A 21,510-nucleotide genomic window follows, 5' to 3' on the forward strand; every position below is an offset into this window, starting at 1 on the left:
TTTAGCGCTTTTGCCTTGTGGATTTTTTTTGCTACCATGCTTTTTAATTTAGTGAACGCCCCATATTAAGGGGCATTTTTTAGTGAGGAAAGTACGATGGATGCAAAATTTGCCCCTTTATTTCAGGAATATCAATTAAATAACGGCGTGACCTTGAAAAATCGTTTGGTGGTGGCGCCGATGACTCATTTTGGCTCCAATGCAGATGGTACCTTAGGTGCGCAGGAACGTATTTTTATTGGCAATCGTGCGGGTGATATGGGCATGTTTATTTTGGCAGCGACCTTAGTGCAAGATGGAGGTAAGGCTTTCCATGGTCAGCCTGAAGCTATTCATGAAAGCCAATTGGCCTCATTGACAGAAACTGCCGCGCTGATTAAAGCGCAAGGAGCGAAGGCTATTTTGCAAATTCATCATGGCGGTAAGCAGGCAATTACCGAGTTATTAAATGGCCGGGATAAAATCTCAGCCAGTGCCGATGAAGCCAGTGGCACTCGTGCGGCTACCGCAGATGAAGTGCAATCCTTAATTGCAGCCTTTGGTCATGCGACGGATTTAGCGATTCGTGCCGGCTTTGACGGTGTGGAAATTCACGGTGCGAATAATTATTTAATTCAACAATTTTATTCCGGCCATTCTAATCGCCGTACCGATGAATGGGGCGGTTCACGTGAAAAACGCCTGCGCTTTCCATTGGCCGTGGTGGATGCGGTGTTAGCGGTTAAGGCGCAACATCAGGCCGAACAATTTATTGTCGGCTATCGTTTCTCACCGGAGGAACCGGAAGAAGCCGGGCTGACCATGCAGGATACTTTTGTATTGTTGGATGCATTAACGGCTAAACCGTTGCAGTATCTGCATGTTTCTCTATGGGATTTCTATAAAAAAGCCCGCCGCGGAGCCGATACTCAGGCTTACCGCATGCAACTGATTCATCAACGCATTGGGGGCAAACTGCCATTGATTGGTGTGGGGAATCTGTATTTACCGGATGAAATCTTAGCGGCTTTTAATACCGGTTGGGCGGAATTTATTGCGTTGGGGAAAACGGTGATGATAAATCCGAATATTGCCGGCCAGATTCTTCGAGGTGAGTGTGCTGATATTGCTCGCGAGATTGATCCGCAACGGGCAGATCATTATGGGTTGCCGGATTTGTTATGGCATTTTACCATCAGCGGTACGCAAGCCTGGTTGCCGCCACTCTTGGGACAAGAGCCCCAAATTTTGGATCGCTAAAATAAAAAACGCCTGCAATTGCAGGCGTTTTTAGTTTTTATGTTTCAATTATTTAGCACGCGATTATTGTTCTGCGGCCAGTTGTTTTTTGCGCTCTAAACGCAATACGCCCAAGTGGGTCATGTAACAACAGAAGATACAGCCAGCTACCGCAAATAATAAGAGGTAGAAACCGGCATCCCAACCAAATTTTTCGGCCAAAATACCAAATAATGCGGTACCGGAGAAACTCCCTAACAAGTAGCTAAGTAAACCGCGTAGACCGGTTGCCGAACCCGCTGCAAAGGAAGGTACAAGCTCAATGGTTTGTAGCGAAGAAAGGAACATCGGTACATAGATTAAGCAGCCGATAATTCCTGCACCGATGGTCACGGTTAATAAATCTGTACCATTCCAGTATACGAACATCGCTGCGCCAACGCCGAATAGGGTGATGATGGCAAGTGGCATACGACGTCCTTTGAAATAGGTATCGGTTAACCAACCGGCTAATAGAGTCGAAGGAATTGCGGCCCATTCGAAGATGGCAAATGCAGTACCCATTTGGGCTTTGGTGAAGCCTTTGGTTTCTAATAGGTATAGTGGTAACCAGGTTAATACACCGAAGCGGATCATATAGGTAAATACATCGATGAAAGATACGAACCAGACGTTGATATCTTTCAGAATGTAATCACGGAAGATTTCCCAAGAGCTTAAATTGATATTTTCGTCTTTAGTAACAACCAATTCATCCTGTTCATTTTCCAAGATTTTGGACATCGGTGGTAAACCTTCATTGTAGGTACGGCCAACTCCGATGATATAGAAAATCAACGCAACAATTGCTGCAATTGCGGTTGGTATGATGAAGTGTGCTGCTTGCCAATGTTCTTGACCAAGCCAAGCGATACTCGCACCGGCAATTGGTGCAACTAAGCCACCGCCCACGTTATGTGAAATATTAAAGAATGCGGTAGTCACGCCGCGGGATTTACGCGGGAACCAGTTTGCCAATACGATATAGGCGGGACCAACGCCCATGCCTTGGAAAATCCCGTTGAGTAGGCAAAGGAATAAGAACGCCCAGAAGGAGGCGCTAAAGCCCATCATCAAGTTCACGATAGCGGACATGAGTAAACCGAAAATCATAAAGTGTTTCGGGTTAGATTTATCTGCCATTGCAGACATAAAACCTTTACTTAAACCGTAAACGATTAACATCGCACCGGAAATAAAGCCGATGTCTTTTTTACTAAAACCGTATTCGCTGATCAGTTCAGGAGAAGAAAGAAGGAAGTTGTTGCGCAGAATATAGAATGCCGCGTAACCAATAAAAATACCGAATAAAGCATGCCATCTTAAACGATTATAACGTGCTCTGACTTCCGCATCCGGCACCGGTGTGCCAGGATTGGATTTAAGAAATGAAATCATGTGCTGATCCTTTAGATTAATAATAACAATACTTTTTTAAGTGAAAAAAGCCGCCACACTATAAAGAAAAAATGAAATGAGTCAACGATTTACAGGTATTACCATACAAAAATAAAATTTTTTTCGAGGCGCAATCGGGGAAAAATAGTGATAAAACTGTCGGTTTTAGCAAGGGGAAAAAGGCGGGTTGGTTGTGGGATAAACGCCCAATGGATTTAATGCGTTTTTCCTAAAACAATACCTAAGTTATTGATTTTATTATGGTTGACTTAAAAATTGGTGTTGCGGATAAAAAACAGGTGCACTGGTTTTAGGGGGCGCGCCTGTTTATGTGGATTAACGGTACTTATCGAGGAATTTGTAGTATTGCACGCCGATTTTAGTTGCAAATTTTTTCATCAGACGGCCACCGTAGAATGTTGGAACCTTGAGCTGTTCAAAAATAGCTAAACGATGGTCGTCACCTAAAATGGCCTCGGCGACAATTCGTCCGGCCAGGCCGGTAAGCGCCACACCGTGACCGGAATAGCCATGGGCAAAATAGATATGCGGAGAAATACGCCCAAAATGTGGGGCAGAATTGAGTGTCATATCAATTGGACCGGCCCAGCCGTAGTCGATTTTTACTGCTTCCAATTGTGGGAACACATGTAGCATATTCGCACGCATGATATTCACCATATTTTTATCGGAGCTGGAATCGCTACCAAACAGCAGGCGATTGTCTGCGCTGAGACGATAGTAATCGAGCAGAATATTGTTATCACACACCGACATACCGTTATTAATGACGGAATCGGCAAGCGCTTGCGGAAGAGGCTCGGTGGCAATGATAAAGCTCTCTACCGGCAGAATTTTGCGGTTGATACCGTGGTGAATAGATTTTGGCAATACATCAATATAGGCGTTGGTGGCAAGAATCACATCCTTTGCACGGACTTTCGCCTGATCGGTTTGTAGCTCAACGATACCATCGGTTTCACGCATATCAATGACCGGTGATTGCTCATAAATTTGCACGCCGAGATCCAAACAGGCTTTCGCTAAACCTAAGCAATAATTGAGTGGATGTAGATGGCCGGAATTGCTGTCATATAGCCCACCCACATAGATTTCACTGCCCAAATGGCGCTGTAATTGGGCTTTATCCCATAATTGCATATGTTGATAACCTAATCGCAGACTGGCTTGTTCGATAGCAACTAGATCTTCCATGCGGCGCTCATTGAGTGCTAAGGTCGCATAGCCTTTTTTCCAGTCACATTGAATAGCGTATTTAGCGATCCGCTCGTCAATAATATCAATGGCTTCCAACGACATTTCCCATAACTTACGGGCATTTTCTTCGCCGAGTAGCTCAATATATTCATCGATGCCGTCTTCAAAACCGTTGATCGCCTGGCCACCACTACGTCCTGAGGCACCAAAGCCGATACGTGCGCCTTCCAACACAATAACCCGTTTGCCTTTTTCCGCTAATTCTAAGGCGGCAGATAGTCCGAAAAAACCGGCACCGACAATGCAAACATCGGTTTCTTCGGATTGGCTTAGGGCTGGTTGTTGTAGGTTTTGATTGCGGGAATCAAAGTAATAGGATTTGACGTGTTCTTGATGGGAAAATTCTAACATTATGGTTTAACAGCTGTGAAAATTGTCGAAATCTTACCCCCTGGATAAAATATGTCAAATCCTTTGCAAATACCCCCCCGATTGCTATACTGCCGATGATTGTTAACCATCGACTCTGGAGGTCAATAAATTGAAAAAATTCCTTACCCGCACAATCAAATCCTTATTCCTTTCCGCCACCGCATTCTTTGCAGGTACGGCAGCCGCCGAAAAAATCTATGTTTACAACTGGACCGACTATGTTCCTTCCGATTTGGTAGCCCAATTTACCAAGGAGACCGGCATCGAAGTGATCTATTCCACTTTTGAAAGCAACGAAGAGATGTTTGCTAAATTAAAACTGACGCTGAATAACGGCGAAGGTTATGATTTGGTATTTCCGTCCAGCTACTATGTGAACAAAATGATCAAGGAAGATATGTTGCAGGGCATTGATCACAGTAAATTGACCAATTTTAAACAGATTCCGGCCAATTTATTGAATAAGGAGTTTGATCCCAACAATCAATATTCATTACCTTATATTTATGGCTTAACCGGTATTGGCGTGAATGCCGATGAAGTGGATCCGGCAAAAGTGACCAGCTGGGGCGATTTGTGGAATCCGGAATATAAGGGTAAAGTATTGCTCACCAGCGATTCCCGAGAAGTGTTCCATATTGCGTTGTTACTCGATGGTAAGTCGCCAAATAGTACCGAGGAAGCCGATATCAAAGCCGCCTATGAGCGTTTGTTAAAGCTACTGCCAAATGTCGCGACCTTCAACTCAGATTCTCCGGAACTGCCTTTTGTACAGGGGGAAGTGGCGTTAGGTATGTTGTGGAACGGTTCTGCCTACATGGGGCATAAAGAAAATCCAAATCTACAATTTGTTTACCCGAAAGAAGGGGCGATTTTCTGGATGGATAACTATGCAATTCCGAAAAATGCTCGTAACCCGCAAGCAGCATTGAAGTTTATCGATTTCCTATTGCGTCCGGAAAACGCCAAAGTCGTTATTGAAAAAATGGGCTTCTCCATGGCTAATGAGGGCGTAAAAGCCTTGCTTGCACCGGAAATTGCTGAAAACACCACGCTTTTCCCTCCGGCCGAGCAGGTCGCTAAAGGTATTATGCAGGGAGATGTAGGTTCTGCGGTGGATATCTATGAAAAATATTGGAATTTGTTGAAAACCAATAATTAATTAGATTTGTTGATGAATCAAAGTGCGGCGATAGGCCGCACTTTTTGTTTTCAAGAAAGGGTATTTTTAAAATTTTGTTCTGCTATCCAGAATGTCGCAGGGCAACGTCCTTTAATTAATTCAAAAAACGGTACCTTTCTGCTATACTCGCCGCCAATTTTTTTGGTCAATTTATTACAAAAGGCAAAAGCAATGCGTACAAGCAAATATCTTTTTTCTACCCTGAAGGAAACGCCGGCAGAAGCGGCTATTGTTAGTCACCAATTAATGTTACGGGCGGGGATGATTCGTCCGTTAGCTTCTGGGCTTTATAACTGGATGCCGACCGGCTGGCGCGTGTTGCAAAAGGTAGAAAAAATTATCCGCGAAGAAATGAATAAAAGCGGTGCGATTGAAATTAAGATGCCGGTGGTGCAACCGGCGGAATTATGGCAGGAATCCGGCCGTTGGGAGCAATATGGCCCGGAATTATTACGTATTGTGGATCGTGGCAATCGCGATTTTGTATTGGGGCCAACCCACGAAGAAGTCATCACCGATTTGGTGCGTCGCGAAGTATCTTCTTATCGCCAATTACCTTTAAATCTTTATCAAATCCAAACCAAATTCCGTGATGAAGTGCGTCCACGCTTTGGTGTGATGCGTAGCCGTGAATTTGTGATGAAAGATGCTTATTCGTTCCATACTGACAAAGCCAGTCTGCAAGAAACCTACGATGTGATGTATCAAACCTACAGTAATATTTTTACTCGTTTAGGTTTGGATTTCCGTGCTGTTCAAGCGGATACCGGCTCAATCGGTGGTAGTGCATCCCATGAATTCCAAGTATTAGCGAATAGTGGTGAAGATGATGTTATTTTCTCCACTGAATCCGATTATGCAGCCAATATCGAATTGGCCGAAGCAGTTGCTGTCGGAGAGCGTGCCGCACCAAGCAAAGCCATGGAGTTGGTGGATACACCACATGCCAAAACCATTGCCGAATTAGTGGAACAGTTTGCACTACCGATTGAAAAAACCGTGAAAACTCTGATTGTAAAAGGGGCAACGGAAGAGCAACCATTAGTGGCGTTAGTTGTGCGCGGAGATCATGAACTCAACGAAGTGAAAGCAGAAAAATTAGCGGAAGTCGCTTCGCCATTTGAATTTGCCGATGAAGCGCAAATTAAAGCTAAAATCGGTGCCGGTGTAGGTTCCCTCGGGCCGGTGAAGTTAGATATTCCGGTGATCGTAGATCGTAGTGTGGCGTTAATGTCCGATTTCGCTGCAGGTGCTAATATTGATGGTAAACATTACTTCAATATCAACTGGGAACGTGATGTAGCATTGCCGAAAGTCGCGGATATTCGTAATGTAGTGGAAGGTGATCCAAGTCCGGATGGTAAAGGTACCCTATTAATCAAACGCGGTATTGAAGTAGGACATATTTTCCAATTAGGAGATAAATATTCTGCAGCGATGAATGCCACCGTACAAGGGGAAGACGGCCGTCCGATGGTAATGACCATGGGATGCTACGGTATTGGGGTGACCCGTGTTGTGGCCGCAGCGATTGAACAGCATCATGATGAGCGCGGTATTGTATGGCCTTGTGATGAAATGGCTCCGTTTACCGTGGCTATCGTACCGATGAATATGCATAAATCAGAAAGCGTGCAACAATTTGCGGAAGAGTTATATCAAACTCTATTGGCCGATGGCGTGGAAGTGATTTTTGATGATCGTAAAGAACGTCCGGGTGTGATGTTTGCTGATATGGAATTGATTGGCGTGCCACATATGCTGGTAATTGGTGAGAAAAATTTGGCTAACGGCGAGATTGAATATAAGAATCGTCGCAATGGCGAAAAACAAATGATTGCCAAGGATGATTTACTGGCGTTTTTAAAAGCGCAAGTAAAAGCCTAATTGACCAATATGGAAAGCAAGCGCGTGACTGTGAAGTCACGCGCTTTTTTGTTTTCCCCAGAATGAAAGAACCGCTTTTGAACAATGCTATAATTTTTTGATTTTAAAGTTAACATCAATAAAATCAATGGGTTATATGTTGTTTTTACGAAAACTCATGAAAGTGATAGGGCGTTTTAAGCATCATTCAAATCGGTCTTATCCCGTAATTTGCGATCAAATACATCGGCGCATTCATCGGTGCCTGAGCCGTACCAAGTGGTATCGCGTAATACTGCTTCTCCTTGGCGGTATTTGGCTACTTCACTTTTTTTCACTAAATAACCGGTAACCCGAATTAAATCGGTGTTCTTCAAATAAGTGGTGATATAGCGATAACCACAGGCAAAGGCTCCATCAATGATATCGACGATTGCATCTGGATGCTCAAGATAGGTTTGGTCGAAGGCAAATAAATCGCCGGTACCCGCCGGAAAATAACGATGGAATGGAGCCGATTGTTTCAAATGGGCAAGTAGGCTTGGTTCTTCGCCGACCCGAATGCGGTGCGCTGGAGCGTTGGCCTTATCTTCCGGATGATTATTGGCACCCACTTGTGCATGTAATAAATAGCGATTGTGGGTACGTTCCACATAAATCCCCGGATGGGCATCGGTAATTTGTTGCAGTTTGTCCATAATAAGAGTAGCGATTTCATCTCCGCGTACACTTTTGCCAAAGGTTTCTGTCAGTCCTTCCTGTTTAAGCAAATGGTTGACCGCATCGGCCAATCCGACGATAGCGATCATAGAGGTGAAATTTTGCCGTTGGATAAAGCCTTCTTTGACTAAAAAAGAAGTCTCGAAGAAATGGCTTTGTTCTACTAAAAAACGATGGCGCTTGTCCATGGTGGAAAGGGCACAGCGAGCGACTCTTGGCAATAATTCCTCAACCATCTCGGCGGTTGTTTGACAGGCACGACCAATGGTGCCTAGTCGTAAACGGGTCAGCGTATAGGCTCCGCCGCATTCCGGCAATGCATTGTAGCAACTGGCAATGCCGTATTGTTCGCCAAGATCGCGAATGTAATAGGCATCGTTGGCAAAGGAAGGTTTGGATACCTGCAAACAGGCTTTAGCCGCCAATTCAGCAAAATCCCGAGGCGTTTTTTGTTTATCGTAACGAATCGTCATATTGGGGGTTGGTGAGGCCAACTCGACAATTGCCCGTAAAATCAGCCGACCGGCTCGCGTATCATAAGGCCCGATATCGGCATGGCAGAAAGAATCAGGAATGGTTTTATCCACATGATTTAAAAAGCGTTTAATTTTGATATAGGCGCTTTCTTCATCTTCGATGAAAGGTTCAAGAAGCTCATCCAGCCGGCCGATATAAACTGGGAATGTGGTGATGGAAGGCACATGGCTATACAAAATTAATAAACCATCCAAGACCTCATCTAAATCCTTCGGTACCGGTAAATCCAAAAATTGGCAACCTTTTTCTAGGTATACGCGATAATCCGGCAGAATATAACGTGGGCGATAAATTGCATAACCCTCATTGAGATCACAGATCATTTGATTTTCGATAAATTGCCATTCTTCATCGCTATAATCTAATAATTCACGGGGATCAAAAAGACGTTCGGCAATATTGCCCAGTAGCATAGATTTTTGTTGGTAGGTGAGTTTGTCGGATTTGACGGTATCGAGAATATCTTGTAGGGAGGCGAGCATAGATTGTTCCTTTGACATTTCTGTAACGAATAACGGGCGTAATTCTATGCAATCAACATCTCCAACTCAATTTGAAAAAGAGTGATGATGATCACAGTTTAAGGAAATAAAGACGGGCAAGAAAATTTGAATATATCTTATGGCATTTCGATTTTTTACTTTTATATTTTTTCCCGTATGATGCTCAGAGTAATAAAAAGAGGGCGATAATGAAAAAAACACGGGTAATCCCCCATACTGAATGGGCGGCTCCTTCCTTATGGTCGGCGAGACCTGCCACGATTGGGGTGTTGTTATTCGCATTGACAACCCTTGGCATTGGCGAGGGGTTATTGGTGTTGGCCGATCTTGGCTCGGCTCCCTGGACGGTGCTTTCCCAAGGTTTGGCGTTAAAAATGGACGTGGGGATCGGGTGGGCATCCTTAGTTATCAGTGTTTTGGTGATGCTGGCGTGGTTTCCCTTACAGTTAAAACCCGGTTTGGGCACCTTGCTTAATGTTATTGTGATTGCCTTCTTTCTGGGATTGACGACTAAATCCCTATCGCCGCCGACAACCTTATTTAGTCAAATGGTTTTCTGCTCCAGTGGCATTTTATTATATGGGTTAGGCACGGCATTATATTTGACCTGCCATTTGGGTTCAGGCCCAAGGGATGGTTTGATGGTGGGAATTTGTCAGCGCTTTCATTGGAAAGTCGGTGTGGTGCGCACCTCCATTGAAGTGACGGTTTGCTTGCTCGGTTTTTTATTAGGCGGCACAGTAGGTTTGGGAACCCTATTATTTGCCGCCTGCATTGGTTGGGTGGTGCAATTTTGTTTGACGCTAATCGGCCAGTTGCCACATTTTTCGCACGAAAGGGATAATTTGTCTTAGTGCTTGTGGAATGTCAATTAAGCCTAGATTCATCTGGGTTTCCTTACCTTTTGGCGGGCAAAATGCAATATGTTTTTCCGCATCATTAATCGGTCGCCAACGAATTGGCAACGCTGAACGGCGGCTAGGATAAAAACCAATCGTCGGAATATTTAAGGCTCCGCTTAAATGCAATGGACCGGTCGAACCGGCGATAAATAAATTGGCGCAAGCCAGTGAGTGGGCAAAATCGACCAATCCTTCATTTTTGTCATAAATTCGAACGTTTTCATGATTAATGAGCTCTGCCAATTGATGAGCTTGAGCACTTTCGTTTGGTCCTGCGGTCAGCACCACTTGACAGTTGAATTCGGTCAATAATCCCTGAATCAGAGCTGCATATTGATTGAGCGATAAATTCGTGGCAGAACCGCCAGAACCGCTGTGGACAAAGATCCATTTTTGTTGTTCATCAAGCTTTAATTGTTGTACCAATTTCTTTTTTTGCTCGACAAGTAAGGCATTATCAAAGGTAAGATAGGGCGCTTGAGGGTTGCTTTCGGGGATGATCTTGTGATCCTTAAGAAAGCGGCTGACCAGATCCTGATTGTATTCAAATTCGGCTTTTTCTGAACGTGAACGGCGTTGAGTTAGACGTTGATTGTAAACAAATTGAATTAATTTAGTCGCGGGTGCTAAACGATAAGGAATGCCTGCAAATAGTGCAATTTTGGCATTATGCACATCGGATACAAAACTTATCATTGCATCGAATTTTTGCTGTTTTATTTCCTTTAGCAGACGTTTAAAGTCATTTTTATCATCTTTTTTGCTATCGATAATAATGTCATCTAAAAAAGGGCAAATTTGTGCTAAGGGCGCGGTATAAGCGGGTACTAATGCCGTCAATTGAATTGCGGGGTTGGCAGCTTTTAGTTGGGCGAAGGCTGGAAATGCCTGCACAAAATCGCCCAGTTTATCGTTACGAATGACGAGAATTTTCATGACTAACCTGTAATTGATTTTTTAACGCTGCGTAGAAGACTACGGTTAAAAAGAAATAAAAAATATTGCCGGAATTATGGGCGAAAAAACCTTGGCTGAGGCAATAGCACATAGTCGAAATAACATGAACCACGCCTAAAGCGGCGCAAAGTTTCACTTCTTGATTTGGATTTTGGGTATGTTGCCAAAATGCCCGTAATGGGATGAAAAAGATAGCAAGTAAGGTGAATAAGCCTAGCACTCCACGTTTCGACAAATCATCTAAATATTGATTGTGAGCATGCCCAAATTGACCGGCATAGGTGCTAATAATACCTTGTTCCGCCATTTTTTTCCGTTCCTCTGCGGCACCTTGAATGCCCCAACCTAAAATTGGTTTTTGTTGTGCCATTAAGAGGGCACTTTTCCACATATCAAAGCGGGCTCCCACAGAAGTGGAGCCATCTTGATGTTGCCAATAACGTTCGATTTCTACTTGTGCGCTGGTAAAACGTTCACTAATACGGTTTTGCGGCATTTGACTTAAGGCGGCACCACCCAGTACGAAGATGCCAATGAGACCAATAAAGAAACCGCGGGAAAGGGATTGACGATAAATCCACAGCATAAGGCCTAAAATAATAGGTAAACCTATCCAACCGCCGCGAGCAGTTGATAGAAAACTACCTAACATCCCCATCAATGCCGATGCTAGACAAAATAACGTTGGAATTTTTAATTGCTTGCGCTGAGCATAGAGTGCCAATAGCAAACTGAACATACCTAAGGACATGGCAATATCGCCTGCCTGAATATGCATCATCCGTGGAGCATAGGCTTCCGGGCTATGTAATACTAATTTATCGAATACGGCGACCAAACCAGCCGTAATTGCACCACAAGGGATAGCCATCATGATTATTTTGAGGTTAAAGGGAATTCGCAGGAGTAATAATAAAACCGGAATCAATAGTAAAACGCGGCTTGGGTTATCCAATTCACGACCTTTACCACCATTAAATAATAAGGAAAGCACAAACAGTAAAAAGTACAGTAAATAGCTATAAATGAACAGTTTGTCTTGTGATGATAATGACCATTGCCATTTTTGTTTAAGTCCGTAAAGGAAATATCCGAGACCTAAAAAAATAAGAATAAAAGGAGAGATGTTATAGCCGCCTTTAATTGCAAGGATAGATATAAAGAAAAATCCTAAGGCAAAATTAATGCCAAGAGGAAGTAAATTTTGCTTGCTGATTTGCATAAGGCCACCACCAAAATTGGAGATAAAAAAACCGCACCAAAGAGTGCGGTTTATTCTAACTAATTTTATAGCGATTATAAAACATCTACGCAATTCAAGTCTTCGAAAGATTGTTCTAAGCGTTTAGACATAGACTCTTCCATTTTACGTAACCAAACACGTGGGTCGTAGTATTTTTTGTTTGGTGCATCAGGGCCTTCAGGGTTACCTAATTGACCTTGTAGGTATGCTTCGTTTGCTTTATAGAAACTTAAAATACCATTCCAAGCAGCCCATTGAGTATCAGTATCAATGTTCATTTTGATTGCACCATAGCTAATAGCTTCGCGGATTTCTTCGCGAGAAGAGCCGGAACCACCGTGGAATACGAAGTTGATCGGTTTTGCCGGAAGATTACGTTCTTTGGCAACGAACTCTTGGCTAGCACCTAAGATAGACGGTTTTAATTTTACATTGCCCGGTTTGTATACGCCATGTACGTTACCGAATGCAGCTGCAACAGTAAAGTTAGGGCTTACTGGGTTTAATTGATCGTAAACATAAAGCACATCAGATGGTTGGGTGTAAAGACGGGATTCATCGACATCGGAGTTATCCACACCGTCCTCTTCACCACCAGTGATACCAATTTCGATTTCAAGGGTCATACCTAGTTTGTCCATACGTGCAAGGTATTCACGGCAGATTGCCATGTTTTCTTCCATTGGCTCTTCAGATAAGTCAAGCATGTGAGAAGAGAATAATGGACGGCCAGTTTCTGCAAAGTGTTTTTCACCCGCTTCAAGTAAGCCATCGATCCAAGGAAGTAATTTTTTCGCTGCGTGGTCAGTATGAAGAATAACTGGTACACCGTATTCTTTAGCTAGTGTATGAACGTGTTTTGCACCTGCGATTGCACCAAGTACATCAGGACGTTGACCACTAGTTGGCTTGATACCTTTACCTGCGTAGAAAGAAGCACCACCGTTAGAGAATTGGATGATTACCGGTGCTTTAACACGAGCAGCAGTTTCCAATACTGCGTTGACTGAGTCGGAACCTACGCAGTTTACAGCCGGGATAGCAAAGCTATGTTCTTTTGCATAAGCAAAGATTTTTTGCACATCATCTCCGGTCACTACGCCCGGTTGTACGATATCTAAAAGTTTAGCCATAGTTGTGTTTCCTTTTATTTGGAGTGGATTAAATCCAGCGTTTTAAGAAATTTTAAGTATTTTCCCTTTCCTCTGAAAGGGGAAATTAGGATTAGCCGTTTGCACGTTTTTCAAGAATTTCTACAGCAGGTAATACTTTACCTTCAACGAATTCTAAGAATGCACCACCGCCGGTAGAGATATAGGAAATTTTATCTGCAATACCGAATAAATCGATGGCCGCTAAAGTGTCACCACCGCCCGCAATGGAGAAAGCATCGCTGTTCGCGATAGCATGAGAAATGATTTCAGTACCTTTACGGAAGTTAGGGAATTCAAATACGCCAACTGGGCCGTTCCATAAAACGGTTTTGGCACCTTTAATGATAGCTGCTAATTCTTCTGCAGTTTTATCGCCGATATCGAAGATTGATTCGTTATCTTGCACTTCAGTTACAGATTTTTCCACTGCAGGTGCAGTTTCGGAGAACTCTGTACCAACACGCACATCAACCGGTACCGGAATATTGGTGGTTGCTGCTAAGGATTTTGCAACAGGAATTAAATCTTCTTCATAGAGGGATTTACCTACATTGTGGCCTGCTGCTGCGATAAAGGTGTTAGCAATACCGCCACCCACGATAATTTGGTCGGCAATTTTAGAAAGGGAATTTAACACTTCCAATTTGGTAGATACTTTAGAACCACCAACGATAGCAACCATCGGACGGGCTGGCTCTTTAAGAGCTTTACCTAAAGCATCAAGTTCTGCAGCAAGTAATGGGCCTGCACAAGCAACCGGAGCAAATTCGGCTACGCCGTAAGTGGAGGCTTGAGCGCGGTGTGCAGTACCAAAGGCATCCATAACAAATACATCACAAAGCGCAGCATATTTCTTGCCTAGTTCAGGATCGTTTTTCTTCTCACCTTTGTTTACACGCACGTTTTCCAATACAACGATTTCACCTTCTTTGACATCAACGCCATCAAGATAATCGCGCACCAAACGTACAGGCACATCAAGATGAGCGTTCAGATAATCGACAACCGGTTGAAGGGAATCTTCTTGAGTGAACTCGCCTTCGGTTGGGCGGCCAAGGTGGGAGGTAACCATTACTTTAGCACCTTTTTGCAACGCTAATTTTAGGGTTGGGATGGTAGCGCGAATACGCGCATCGGAGGTTACTTTACCATCTTTTACCGGCACATTCAGATCAGCCCGGATAAACACGCGTTTGCCTGCTAAATCTAAGTCGGTCATTTTGATTACTGACATAATCTAATCCTCTATTGTTGGTTAATTTTAGAACGCGGGCATTATACCCATTTCAAGCTAGCTTGTAACGCTTTAGATCAAATTAATGAGAATTTATCTTATCGCGGACAATCCATTACTTGCCAATTTTTGTCGTAACAAATAAATAATTCATTACGGCTGGCTTTTAGATAGGCATTACTTAATTGTGGGTTATGGGTTTTCATCCAACGGAATAGTTCGTTACGTTTCATTTCTTGTGTTGGTAAGTTGAGCGCATTGAATAATGCCTGTTCTTGGCGGAAATAGCTTTGAGCATCAGCAAATGCACAGGCACCATGTTTTTCCCATTCACCCTGTAATAACTTGGCTCCTGGTGAGATATTCAAATAGGGGTGGATCTCACTGAGCGGTAATGGCGGTAAATCTCCCCGACAAAAACGCGGATGATCGGCAACGGAAAGCGCATTGGCATTTTGTGGCCAAAGCCCATGTACCACCCATCCAAAGGATTTTCCGGTACATTGATATTGTGCACTTTGCGGTAAATTTGTACCAAATTGTGTACGCATGTCTGCACAAAATGCAGGTGACCAAGAAAGTACCAACATATAGTAATCCGTCGGTGCATTTTTATTTTGGCCGATCTTGTCATCACGCAGGCTGGCATCGTAATCGCCGAAGTCACCATAGGATGGGGAATCTACCTGGGATGTTTTAACGCTTTGGGAAGAGGGTTGGAAAAATTGCCAAAGAATAAATCCGCTAGCAATTAGAATACCGGCAAGGGAGCTGCTTTTTTTCATACTGAGTCTGTTTATTTTTGTGAATTTATGTGTTGTCGGCTATAATCCGTCGCTTTCAATATAAAGGAACACGATGGCATTACTCATCACCCAGAAATGTACAAATTGCGATATGTGCCTACCTGAATGCCCGAATGAGGCGATTTCGGTGGGGGATGATATCTATGTGATAGATCCTGCGTTGTGTACCGAATGTGTTGGCCATTATGACACGCCAACCTGTCAAAAAGTTTGCCCAATCAACAATTGTATCAAGCCCGATCCAGAGCATCAGGAAAGTCAGGAAGAACTTTGGGAGCGTTTTGTGTTAATTCATCATGCCGACAAGCTGTGAATTTACTCTATCTTTTGATATTCGTCTAACTGAATTATGCCTTTTAAATTGCCTGCGAATAAAATGAAATGGCTAAAAGTAATTGTGATTTTAGTCTATTTACTCAGCCCGGTAGATATTTTGCCAGAGGCCGTATTAGGGCCGCTTGGTTTAATTGACGATGGAGCGGCGTTACTTTTGTTGATAAAAATTTTGTTAACGAAATAAATGGAACAATTTGGTTTTTGTGATGGTTCGGTGCTAACATTGCCGCACTTTTCATTATGCTAACGATAGGAACTGCTTATTATGAAGATGAAGAAATCATTAATTGCCGTATTACTAGGAAGTTTATGCTTGCTTTCTGCTTGTGATAAACCAACTCAATCAGCTCAATCTACCACAGCCCAAGCTGCACCGGCTGAACCGCAAGTAGATTACAAACAACTTGCTCTAAACAAAGCCGGAGAAGCCCGTGAACAAGCGAAAATCGCTCAACAACAGGCAGATGCAGCTAATGCGGCAGTAAGAGCAGCGGCACAATTGCGTGCAGAGGCTAAAGCCGCACAGGCTTCTAACGCCGCAGATGCACAAAATATTGTGGCGCAAAAAGAAGCTGCTGCTTTGGAACAGGATAAACAGGCTATGCAATTTGCCGAATTGTCCCAACAGGCTGCGCAACGGGCAGAAGCACTAGCAGCAGAAGCCAATCAAGCCTCCGCTAAAGCTAACGCTGGCAAGTAATCATAAAAAATCCCTTTAAGTTGTGCTTAAAGGGATTTTTTTCTCAAAATTTTGCAATTTGCCCGTAAAATCATTACACTACGCGCCGCGAAATTTTCTGCAAATCCCTTTCTTTTACTTTAAAAGCTACCCGTGAGTAGCAAAAGGACATCTATGACAACCCAAGTCAATCAATATGGCTGGAAAGCCCTTATTGGCTCTGCCGTCGGCTATGCAATGGACGGTTTCGATCTTCTTATTTTAGGCTTTATGCTCACGGCAATTTCTGCCGATTTGCATTTAACTTCGACTCAAGCCGGTTCTTTGGTCACTTGGACGCTTATCGGCGCCGTTGCCGGTGGGATTATATTTGGCGCATTGAGCGACCGTTATGGACGCGTGCGTGTACTCACTTGGACAATTGTATTATTCGCTGTCTTTACCGGTCTCTGTGCTTTAGCGCAAGGTTATTGGGATTTATTAATTTATCGTACTATTGCAGGTATCGGCTTGGGAGGCGAGTTCGGTATCGGTATGGCCTTGGCGATTGAAGCCTGGCCCGCACGTCACCGCGCCAAAGCTGCTTCTTATGTAGCCTTAGGTTGGCAGGTTGGGGTTTTAGGTGCCGCATTGCTCACTCCGCTTCTGTTGCCACACATTGGTTGGCGTGGCATGTTTGTGTTGGGTATTTTCCCTGCCTTAGTGGCTTGGTATTTACGCAGCCGTTTACATGAACCGGAAATCTTCACTACTCAACGAGCGGTTGCGCCAAAAAGTGGCAAGCTGGAATCCTTTAAATTACTGATTAAAGATAAGGCTACTGCGAAAGTCAGTTTAGGGGTGGTAGTGCTCACATCTGTACAAAACTTCGGCTATTACGGCATTATGATTTGGATGCCGAATTTCCTGGCTAAGCAATTGGGCTTTAGCCTCACTAAATCAGGTATTTGGACAGCGGTTACGGTATGCGGTATGATGGCTGGGATTTGGATTTTTGGCCGCTTGGCGGACAAAGTCGGACGTAAGCCTTCTTTCCTATTATTCCAAGCGGGTGCAGTGGTAAGCATTATCGCCTATTCCCAATTAACCGATGCTGGAGCAATGCTGATTGCTGGTGCCTTCTTGGGGATGTTTGTGAACGGTATGATGGGCGGTTATGGGGCGTTGATGGCGGAAGCTTATCCGACAGAGGCTCGAGCTACCGCACAAAACGTGTTGTTTAATTTAGGCCGTGCAGTGGGCGGTTTCGGCCCCGTTGTGGTGGGAGCTATAGTGTCGGCATATTCTTTCAGTTTAGCGATTGCATTCTTAGCGGTGATTTACTTGATTGATATGGTGGCGACGATCTGCCTAATTCCAGAATTAAAAGGTAAAGAATTACGCTAATTAAATTGGCTCGGAGAAGATTGACTAGGGACGGTTTCTACCGTCCCTTTTTCGTGTGCTGTGAGATGTCGGTTGAGGGAAAACGCTATTTTTTCAATTTTAAAATCAATTTTAATAAAATCAATGGGTTAGCTTGTATTTTTGCAAAAGCTCTGAATTTTGATAGGGCGTTTTATTGATTGATGAAGTCCATCTGACCATTATCGTGTACCGCTAAAATCGATGGGCGGTTGATTCGCCAATCGCCTAACACAATACGCTGACCCGCGTTAGTTTGGTGTTGCGCTTGGCGATGGGTATGGCCGTGAATCAATTGATGTACGCCAAATTGCACCATGCAGGCCGCGGTAAAGGCGGGATTGACATCCATAATGGCCGCACTTTTTCCTTGTTTGTCCCGTTGGCTACGGGCGCGAATTTTCTGGGCAATGCGTAATCGCCAAGCCAACGGCAGATGGCGGAATAGCCATTGTCGCCAAGGTTGATGTACCTTGCGGCGGAATTGTTGATATTTTTGATCGTCAATGCAGAGCGTATCCCCATGGCAAATCAAGGTTTTTTTACCGTATAGATCAATCACTTGATATTCCGGTAGAAGCGTCAACCCACAACTTTGGGCAAAATATTTTCCTAATAAAAAGTCCCGATTACCATGGATAAAATAGCAGGGCACACCGTGCTGCACGAGGGTTCGGATATGGTTTTTCACCAGTTCGATAAGTGGCGACTGCTCATCATCACCAATCCAAAAATCAAATAAATCGCCCAGAATATAGAGCGCATCGGCATTCGGCGCTCGCTGACGCATAAAATCGACGAATAATGTGGTGAGTTCGGGGTGATTTTCACTGAGATGGAGATCGGCGATAAAGTAGGTGGTTTTCATTGAATTAACGGCTAATTTTTTCGTTAGGTTAGCACAAATAGGCCGCTAATTTGCTATACTGCGGCAAAATTTTTTGTCTTGATTTTGGTTAGGTAGCTTATGTTAAAACTGGCCCGTGTGATTTTAGTCGTGATCTGCTGCATTTTAATTTGTGTGCTCGGCACGATTTACTCTTTTATTCGTTTTCGTAATCCCAGCAATGTGGGCGTGATGGCTCGTTGGTTTGGTCGTTTGCATCCATTGTTCGGGTTAAAATTGGATTATCGTTTTTTGCCTCAGGCACCATCCCGTTGTATTTATATCGGTAATCACCAAAACAATTACGATATGGTGACCATTTCTTACATGGTATTGCCACGCACCGTTAGCGTGGGTAAAAAAAGTCTGATTTGGGTGCCATTTTTTGGCATTTTATATTGGGTGACAGGTAATATTTTGTTGGATCGCGATAACCGTTCTAAAGCCCATAGCACAATGAGCGAATTGGCACACAGAATCAACGACGATAATTTATCGATTTGGATGTTCCCGGAAGGTACGCGTAGTCGTGGGCGTGGTTTATTACCGTTTAAGACCGGCGCGTTTCATGCCGCGGTTGCTGCCGGAGTGCCAATTGTACCGGTAGTTTGTTCGACAACGCACAATAAGATCGATTTAAATCGTTGGGATAATGGCAACGTCATTTGTGAAATGATGGAGCCAATTGATGTCTCTACCTATACGAAAGATAACGTGCGCGAATTAGCGAATTATTGCCATGATTTAATGGCTCGTCGGATTGCCGAATTGGATGCGGAAGTTGCCGAAGGAAAATAATATGAAAATGCTTCCTTGTTCTCGCCGAGAGTTTATACAACGTACCCTGCTGGCTGGTGCCTTGGCCGGTTTGCCACAGCCTTTGCTGGCTGCCAACCGCCCGCCCTTGCAATGTCCGCCGTTGATTGAAGCGCGACGTGGTCGACCGATAGTGCTGACAATGGAAGAGATGGGATATAAGTTGGATGGTAAACACTCGGTTGCAGTATGGGGGTTTAATGGTAATTATTTGGGACCAACCATTCGGATTAAGTCAGGTGCTTTTGCAAAATTAAATTATCATAATAATTTGCCGCAAAATGTGGCCCTGACTATTCAGGGCCTGCAGGCCTCCGGTGAGTTATTCGGCGGCGCAGCGCGGGTGCTACGCAAAGGGGATTCTTGGGCACCGATTGTGCCTATTGAACAACCGGCAGCAACCTGTTGGTATCATGCGGCCACTTTGGCCAATTCGGCTTATCAAACCTATCGCGGCTTATTGGGGATGTGGCAAATTGAAGATGATGCCAGCCAAAAAGCCAATTTACCGCACAATTATGGCGTCAATGATATTCCATTGATTTTACAGGATATGGAATTTAATCGTGATGGTTTGCAGCTGTTTAAGCAAAATCAGCCACATTTTGTGGGTAATCGATTGTTGGTCAATGGCTTGGAATCTCCTTATTTGGATGTACCACGTGGTTGGGTGCGTTTGCGCTTACTGAATGGTTCTCTGGCGCGAGCCTATGATTTGCGTTTGGATAACGACCAAACCATGTTATTGATCGCTCGAGATTTAGGTTTTCTCAATGAGCCACAGGCCATTGAATCCCTAGTTTTAGCACCGGGTGAACGGGCTGAAGTTTTGGTTAATCTAAATGAAGGCGATAGCATCTGTTTAATTTCTGGAAGAAAACGGGATTTCTTTGATAAAGTAAAAAATGTATTTGGTTCCGATGGCGATTTCTCCGATAACACGGTATTAGAACTACGCCCGCAAGGGGAAATTTCTGCTTTTGCCAATAAGCCCGGTGGCAATTTTGTTTCCGATGCAGCAACTCTACTCAAAGCAGAGGTGGTCAAAACCCGTCAGTTCCAGTTGGATGTAACAAATGGTTTAATCAACCAACAGCGTTTTGATCCGCGACGGGTCGATGTTTTCGCTAAACAGGGGACAGTTGAGCGCTGGATCATTGATGCTACCTTACCTATTGGTTTTACCTTGCAGGGGGCGAAGTTTATTGTGGAAAGCCGTAATAATGAAATGACATCGGAAGCCATGTTGGCCTGGAAGGATACAGTGTGGATTAACGGCAAAACACAAATCTTGGTGCGTTTTGATAATCAATCCTCAAATAATTACCCGTTCCTGTTCGGTTCATCTAATTTGATGTTAGCTGATATGGGGTGCATTGGTGTGCTAGTCGTGCAATAAACTTTTTTTACAAACTTTTTTTTGTGGTCGGACTTCAGTATAATGCCGAACCTCGATTTAACCTATTATTCTAATAAACCCAAGGATCTCTAAATGAAAAAAATCGCTATTGTGATCAGTGCCTTGCTATTGTCGGCACAAAGTTTAGCTTCATCAACTGAACAATCTCAAAATCAAAACGCTGAACCAAGCAAAGATATCTATTTGTCTGTGTTCGATAAAGCAACGGAACCGATGAATGATCTGAAAAAGCGCGAACTTTCCCGTAGTTTGAAGGCTGAAGCAGTCTGTTGGGTGGTCAGCGGTAAATTCCCAAAAAAAGTGAAAGTCGTGGAAACCTTTAAAACTCAGGCAAAAGCGAAATTCACCATGGAAAACGCTAAAATCGAAGTTTCACCGAATGAAAAATTACATACAATTACCTCGACCATAGATAGTGTCAATAATGGTGATTATGTGATGAATTGCTGGGAGTTTGGTCGTTGGGACCCACTTGGTAAATATCGTCTGACAGTTCAAGTCGGCGATCAAAAATATGAAATGCAAAGCTTTGAGCTGTTGCAGTAGCAATCAAAAAAAC

20 protein-coding genes are annotated in these 21,510 nt (G+C 43.7%); 11 read left to right on the forward strand and 9 right to left on the reverse strand.

Annotated elements, in window-relative coordinates; translation table 11 throughout:
- The first annotated feature begins 96 nt into the window (after positions 1-96).
- Positions 97-1,239 carry an NADH-dependent flavin oxidoreductase gene (locus tag CKV74_RS04260; protein ID WP_095176781.1) on the forward strand — a complete coding sequence of 381 codons (1,143 nt, stop codon included), beginning with the start codon at positions 97-99 and terminating at the stop codon, positions 1,237-1,239.
- 63 nt (positions 1,240-1,302) lie between these two features.
- Here the strand turns inward: CKV74_RS04260 and CKV74_RS04265 are convergent, their stop codons facing one another.
- Positions 1,303-2,655 carry an MFS transporter gene (locus CKV74_RS04265; protein ID WP_007242158.1) on the reverse strand — a complete coding sequence of 451 codons (1,353 nt, stop codon included), beginning with the start codon at positions 2,653-2,655 and terminating at the stop codon, positions 1,303-1,305.
- Positions 2,656-2,991: 336 nt separating this feature from the next.
- The gene (locus CKV74_RS04270) at positions 2,992-4,284 is read right to left on the reverse strand and encodes an NAD(P)/FAD-dependent oxidoreductase (RefSeq protein ID WP_007242181.1); all 1,293 of its coding nucleotides are present in this window, start codon (positions 4,282-4,284) and stop codon (positions 2,992-2,994) included.
- A 130-nt stretch (positions 4,285-4,414) separates the two neighbouring features.
- Between CKV74_RS04270 and CKV74_RS04275 the strand changes: the two genes are divergently transcribed.
- The gene (locus CKV74_RS04275; RefSeq protein WP_007242176.1) at positions 4,415-5,467 is read left to right on the forward strand and encodes an extracellular solute-binding protein; all 1,053 of its coding nucleotides are present in this window, start codon (positions 4,415-4,417) and stop codon (positions 5,465-5,467) included.
- A gap of 192 nt (positions 5,468-5,659) precedes the next feature.
- Positions 5,660-7,375 carry a proline--tRNA ligase gene (proS, locus tag CKV74_RS04280; protein WP_007242243.1) on the forward strand — a complete coding sequence of 572 codons (1,716 nt, stop codon included), beginning with the start codon at positions 5,660-5,662 and terminating at the stop codon, positions 7,373-7,375.
- Between the two features lie 176 nt (positions 7,376-7,551).
- On the opposite strand, the gene CKV74_RS04285 is transcribed toward proS, so the two are convergent.
- Positions 7,552-9,093, reverse strand: coding sequence for a YjjI family glycine radical enzyme (locus tag CKV74_RS04285; protein WP_007242244.1), 1,542 nt, complete (start codon positions 9,091-9,093; stop codon positions 7,552-7,554).
- A 206-nt stretch (positions 9,094-9,299) separates the two neighbouring features.
- Here CKV74_RS04285 and yczE point away from each other — a divergent pair, with 206 nt between their 5' ends.
- On the forward strand, positions 9,300-9,968 hold the full coding sequence (yczE, locus tag CKV74_RS04290; RefSeq protein WP_039847794.1) for a membrane protein YczE: 669 nt from the start codon (positions 9,300-9,302) through the stop codon (positions 9,966-9,968).
- Here yczE and CKV74_RS04295 read toward each other — a convergent pair.
- The 5 genes from CKV74_RS04295 to CKV74_RS04315 form a co-directional block, all read right to left on the reverse strand.
- Entirely contained in the window at positions 9,918-10,952 is a 1,035-nt protein-coding gene (locus CKV74_RS04295; protein WP_095176783.1) for a glycosyltransferase family 9 protein, read from the reverse strand. The two genes, yczE and CKV74_RS04295, sit on opposite strands and share 51 nt — an antisense overlap.
- On the reverse strand, positions 10,930-12,195 hold the full coding sequence (locus CKV74_RS04300; protein WP_095176784.1) for an O-antigen ligase family protein: 1,266 nt from the start codon (positions 12,193-12,195) through the stop codon (positions 10,930-10,932). The genes CKV74_RS04295 and CKV74_RS04300 overlap by 23 nt, the downstream gene beginning before the upstream one ends.
- Before the next feature lie 74 nt (positions 12,196-12,269).
- Positions 12,270-13,349, reverse strand: a complete 1,080-nt coding sequence (gene fbaA / locus CKV74_RS04305) for a class II fructose-bisphosphate aldolase (RefSeq protein ID WP_095176785.1) — start codon at positions 13,347-13,349, stop codon at positions 12,270-12,272.
- 91 nt (positions 13,350-13,440) lie between these two features.
- Entirely contained in the window at positions 13,441-14,604 is a 1,164-nt protein-coding gene (gene pgk / locus CKV74_RS04310; RefSeq protein ID WP_007242178.1) for a phosphoglycerate kinase, read from the reverse strand.
- 98 nt (positions 14,605-14,702) lie between these two features.
- Positions 14,703-15,389, reverse strand: a complete 687-nt coding sequence (locus CKV74_RS04315; RefSeq protein ID WP_007242247.1) for a ribonuclease T2 family protein — start codon at positions 15,387-15,389, stop codon at positions 14,703-14,705.
- 73 nt (positions 15,390-15,462) lie between these two features.
- Between CKV74_RS04315 and CKV74_RS04320 the strand changes: the two genes are divergently transcribed.
- The 4 genes from CKV74_RS04320 (at position 15,463) to CKV74_RS04335 (ending at position 17,811) form a co-directional block, all read left to right on the forward strand.
- On the forward strand, positions 15,463-15,723 hold the full coding sequence (locus CKV74_RS04320; protein ID WP_007242225.1) for a YfhL family 4Fe-4S dicluster ferredoxin: 261 nt from the start codon (positions 15,463-15,465) through the stop codon (positions 15,721-15,723).
- Between the two features lie 36 nt (positions 15,724-15,759).
- Positions 15,760-15,930, forward strand: a complete 171-nt coding sequence (locus CKV74_RS04325) for a DUF1232 domain-containing protein (protein ID WP_007242208.1) — start codon at positions 15,760-15,762, stop codon at positions 15,928-15,930.
- An 81-nt stretch (positions 15,931-16,011) separates the two neighbouring features.
- On the forward strand, positions 16,012-16,446 hold the full coding sequence (locus CKV74_RS04330; protein WP_007242159.1) for a hypothetical protein: 435 nt from the start codon (positions 16,012-16,014) through the stop codon (positions 16,444-16,446).
- 153 nt (positions 16,447-16,599) lie between these two features.
- On the forward strand, positions 16,600-17,811 hold the full coding sequence (locus CKV74_RS04335; protein WP_007242190.1) for an MFS transporter: 1,212 nt from the start codon (positions 16,600-16,602) through the stop codon (positions 17,809-17,811).
- Positions 17,812-17,983: 172 nt separating this feature from the next.
- Here CKV74_RS04335 and lpxH read toward each other — a convergent pair whose 3' ends face one another.
- On the reverse strand, positions 17,984-18,697 hold the full coding sequence (gene lpxH / locus CKV74_RS04340; protein WP_095176786.1) for a UDP-2,3-diacylglucosamine diphosphatase: 714 nt from the start codon (positions 18,695-18,697) through the stop codon (positions 17,984-17,986).
- Between the two features lie 99 nt (positions 18,698-18,796).
- On the opposite strand from lpxH, the gene CKV74_RS04345 reads away from it, so the two are divergent.
- The 3 genes from CKV74_RS04345 (at position 18,797) to CKV74_RS04355 (ending at position 21,497) form a co-directional block, all read left to right on the forward strand.
- Positions 18,797-19,513, forward strand: a complete 717-nt coding sequence (locus CKV74_RS04345) for a 1-acylglycerol-3-phosphate O-acyltransferase (RefSeq protein ID WP_095176787.1) — start codon at positions 18,797-18,799, stop codon at positions 19,511-19,513.
- 7 nt (positions 19,514-19,520) lie between these two features.
- Entirely contained in the window at positions 19,521-20,930 is a 1,410-nt protein-coding gene (locus tag CKV74_RS04350; protein ID WP_039847797.1) for a multicopper oxidase domain-containing protein, read from the forward strand.
- A gap of 93 nt (positions 20,931-21,023) precedes the next feature.
- Positions 21,024-21,497, forward strand: coding sequence for a PM0630 family protein (locus tag CKV74_RS04355; RefSeq protein WP_007242186.1), 474 nt, complete (start codon positions 21,024-21,026; stop codon positions 21,495-21,497).
- The last annotated feature ends 13 nt before the right edge of the window (positions 21,498-21,510 follow it).

Origin of the sequence: Haemophilus pittmaniae, assembly GCF_900186995.1 — a bacterium.
Taxonomy (GTDB): domain Bacteria; phylum Pseudomonadota; class Gammaproteobacteria; order Enterobacterales; family Pasteurellaceae; genus Haemophilus_D; species Haemophilus_D pittmaniae.

Coding starts and splice junctions, on each gene's coding strand:
- CKV74_RS04285 (WP_007242244.1), bottom strand. CDS start 9,093: ATGCTCGCCTCCCTACAAGATATTCTCGATACCGTCAAATCCGACAAA.
- CKV74_RS04300 (WP_095176784.1), bottom strand. CDS start 12,195: ATGCAAATCAGCAAGCAAAATTTACTTCCTCTTGGCATTAATTTTGCC.
- CKV74_RS04345 (WP_095176787.1), top strand. CDS start 18,797: ATGTTAAAACTGGCCCGTGTGATTTTAGTCGTGATCTGCTGCATTTTA.
- CKV74_RS04350 (WP_039847797.1), top strand. CDS start 19,521: ATGCTTCCTTGTTCTCGCCGAGAGTTTATACAACGTACCCTGCTGGCT.
- CKV74_RS04265 (WP_007242158.1), bottom strand. CDS start 2,655: ATGATTTCATTTCTTAAATCCAATCCTGGCACACCGGTGCCGGATGCG.
- CKV74_RS04260 (WP_095176781.1), top strand. CDS start 97: ATGGATGCAAAATTTGCCCCTTTATTTCAGGAATATCAATTAAATAAC.
- CKV74_RS04330 (WP_007242159.1), top strand. CDS start 16,012: ATGAAGATGAAGAAATCATTAATTGCCGTATTACTAGGAAGTTTATGC.
- proS (WP_007242243.1), top strand. CDS start 5,660: ATGCGTACAAGCAAATATCTTTTTTCTACCCTGAAGGAAACGCCGGCA.
- CKV74_RS04325 (WP_007242208.1), top strand. CDS start 15,760: ATGCCTTTTAAATTGCCTGCGAATAAAATGAAATGGCTAAAAGTAATT.
- fbaA (WP_095176785.1), bottom strand. CDS start 13,349: ATGGCTAAACTTTTAGATATCGTACAACCGGGCGTAGTGACCGGAGAT.
- CKV74_RS04270 (WP_007242181.1), bottom strand. CDS start 4,284: ATGTTAGAATTTTCCCATCAAGAACACGTCAAATCCTATTACTTTGAT.
- CKV74_RS04355 (WP_007242186.1), top strand. CDS start 21,024: ATGAAAAAAATCGCTATTGTGATCAGTGCCTTGCTATTGTCGGCACAA.
- CKV74_RS04320 (WP_007242225.1), top strand. CDS start 15,463: ATGGCATTACTCATCACCCAGAAATGTACAAATTGCGATATGTGCCTA.
- CKV74_RS04315 (WP_007242247.1), bottom strand. CDS start 15,389: ATGAAAAAAAGCAGCTCCCTTGCCGGTATTCTAATTGCTAGCGGATTT.
- lpxH (WP_095176786.1), bottom strand. CDS start 18,697: ATGAAAACCACCTACTTTATCGCCGATCTCCATCTCAGTGAAAATCAC.
- pgk (WP_007242178.1), bottom strand. CDS start 14,604: ATGTCAGTAATCAAAATGACCGACTTAGATTTAGCAGGCAAACGCGTG.
- CKV74_RS04335 (WP_007242190.1), top strand. CDS start 16,600: ATGACAACCCAAGTCAATCAATATGGCTGGAAAGCCCTTATTGGCTCT.
- CKV74_RS04295 (WP_095176783.1), bottom strand. CDS start 10,952: ATGAAAATTCTCGTCATTCGTAACGATAAACTGGGCGATTTTGTGCAG.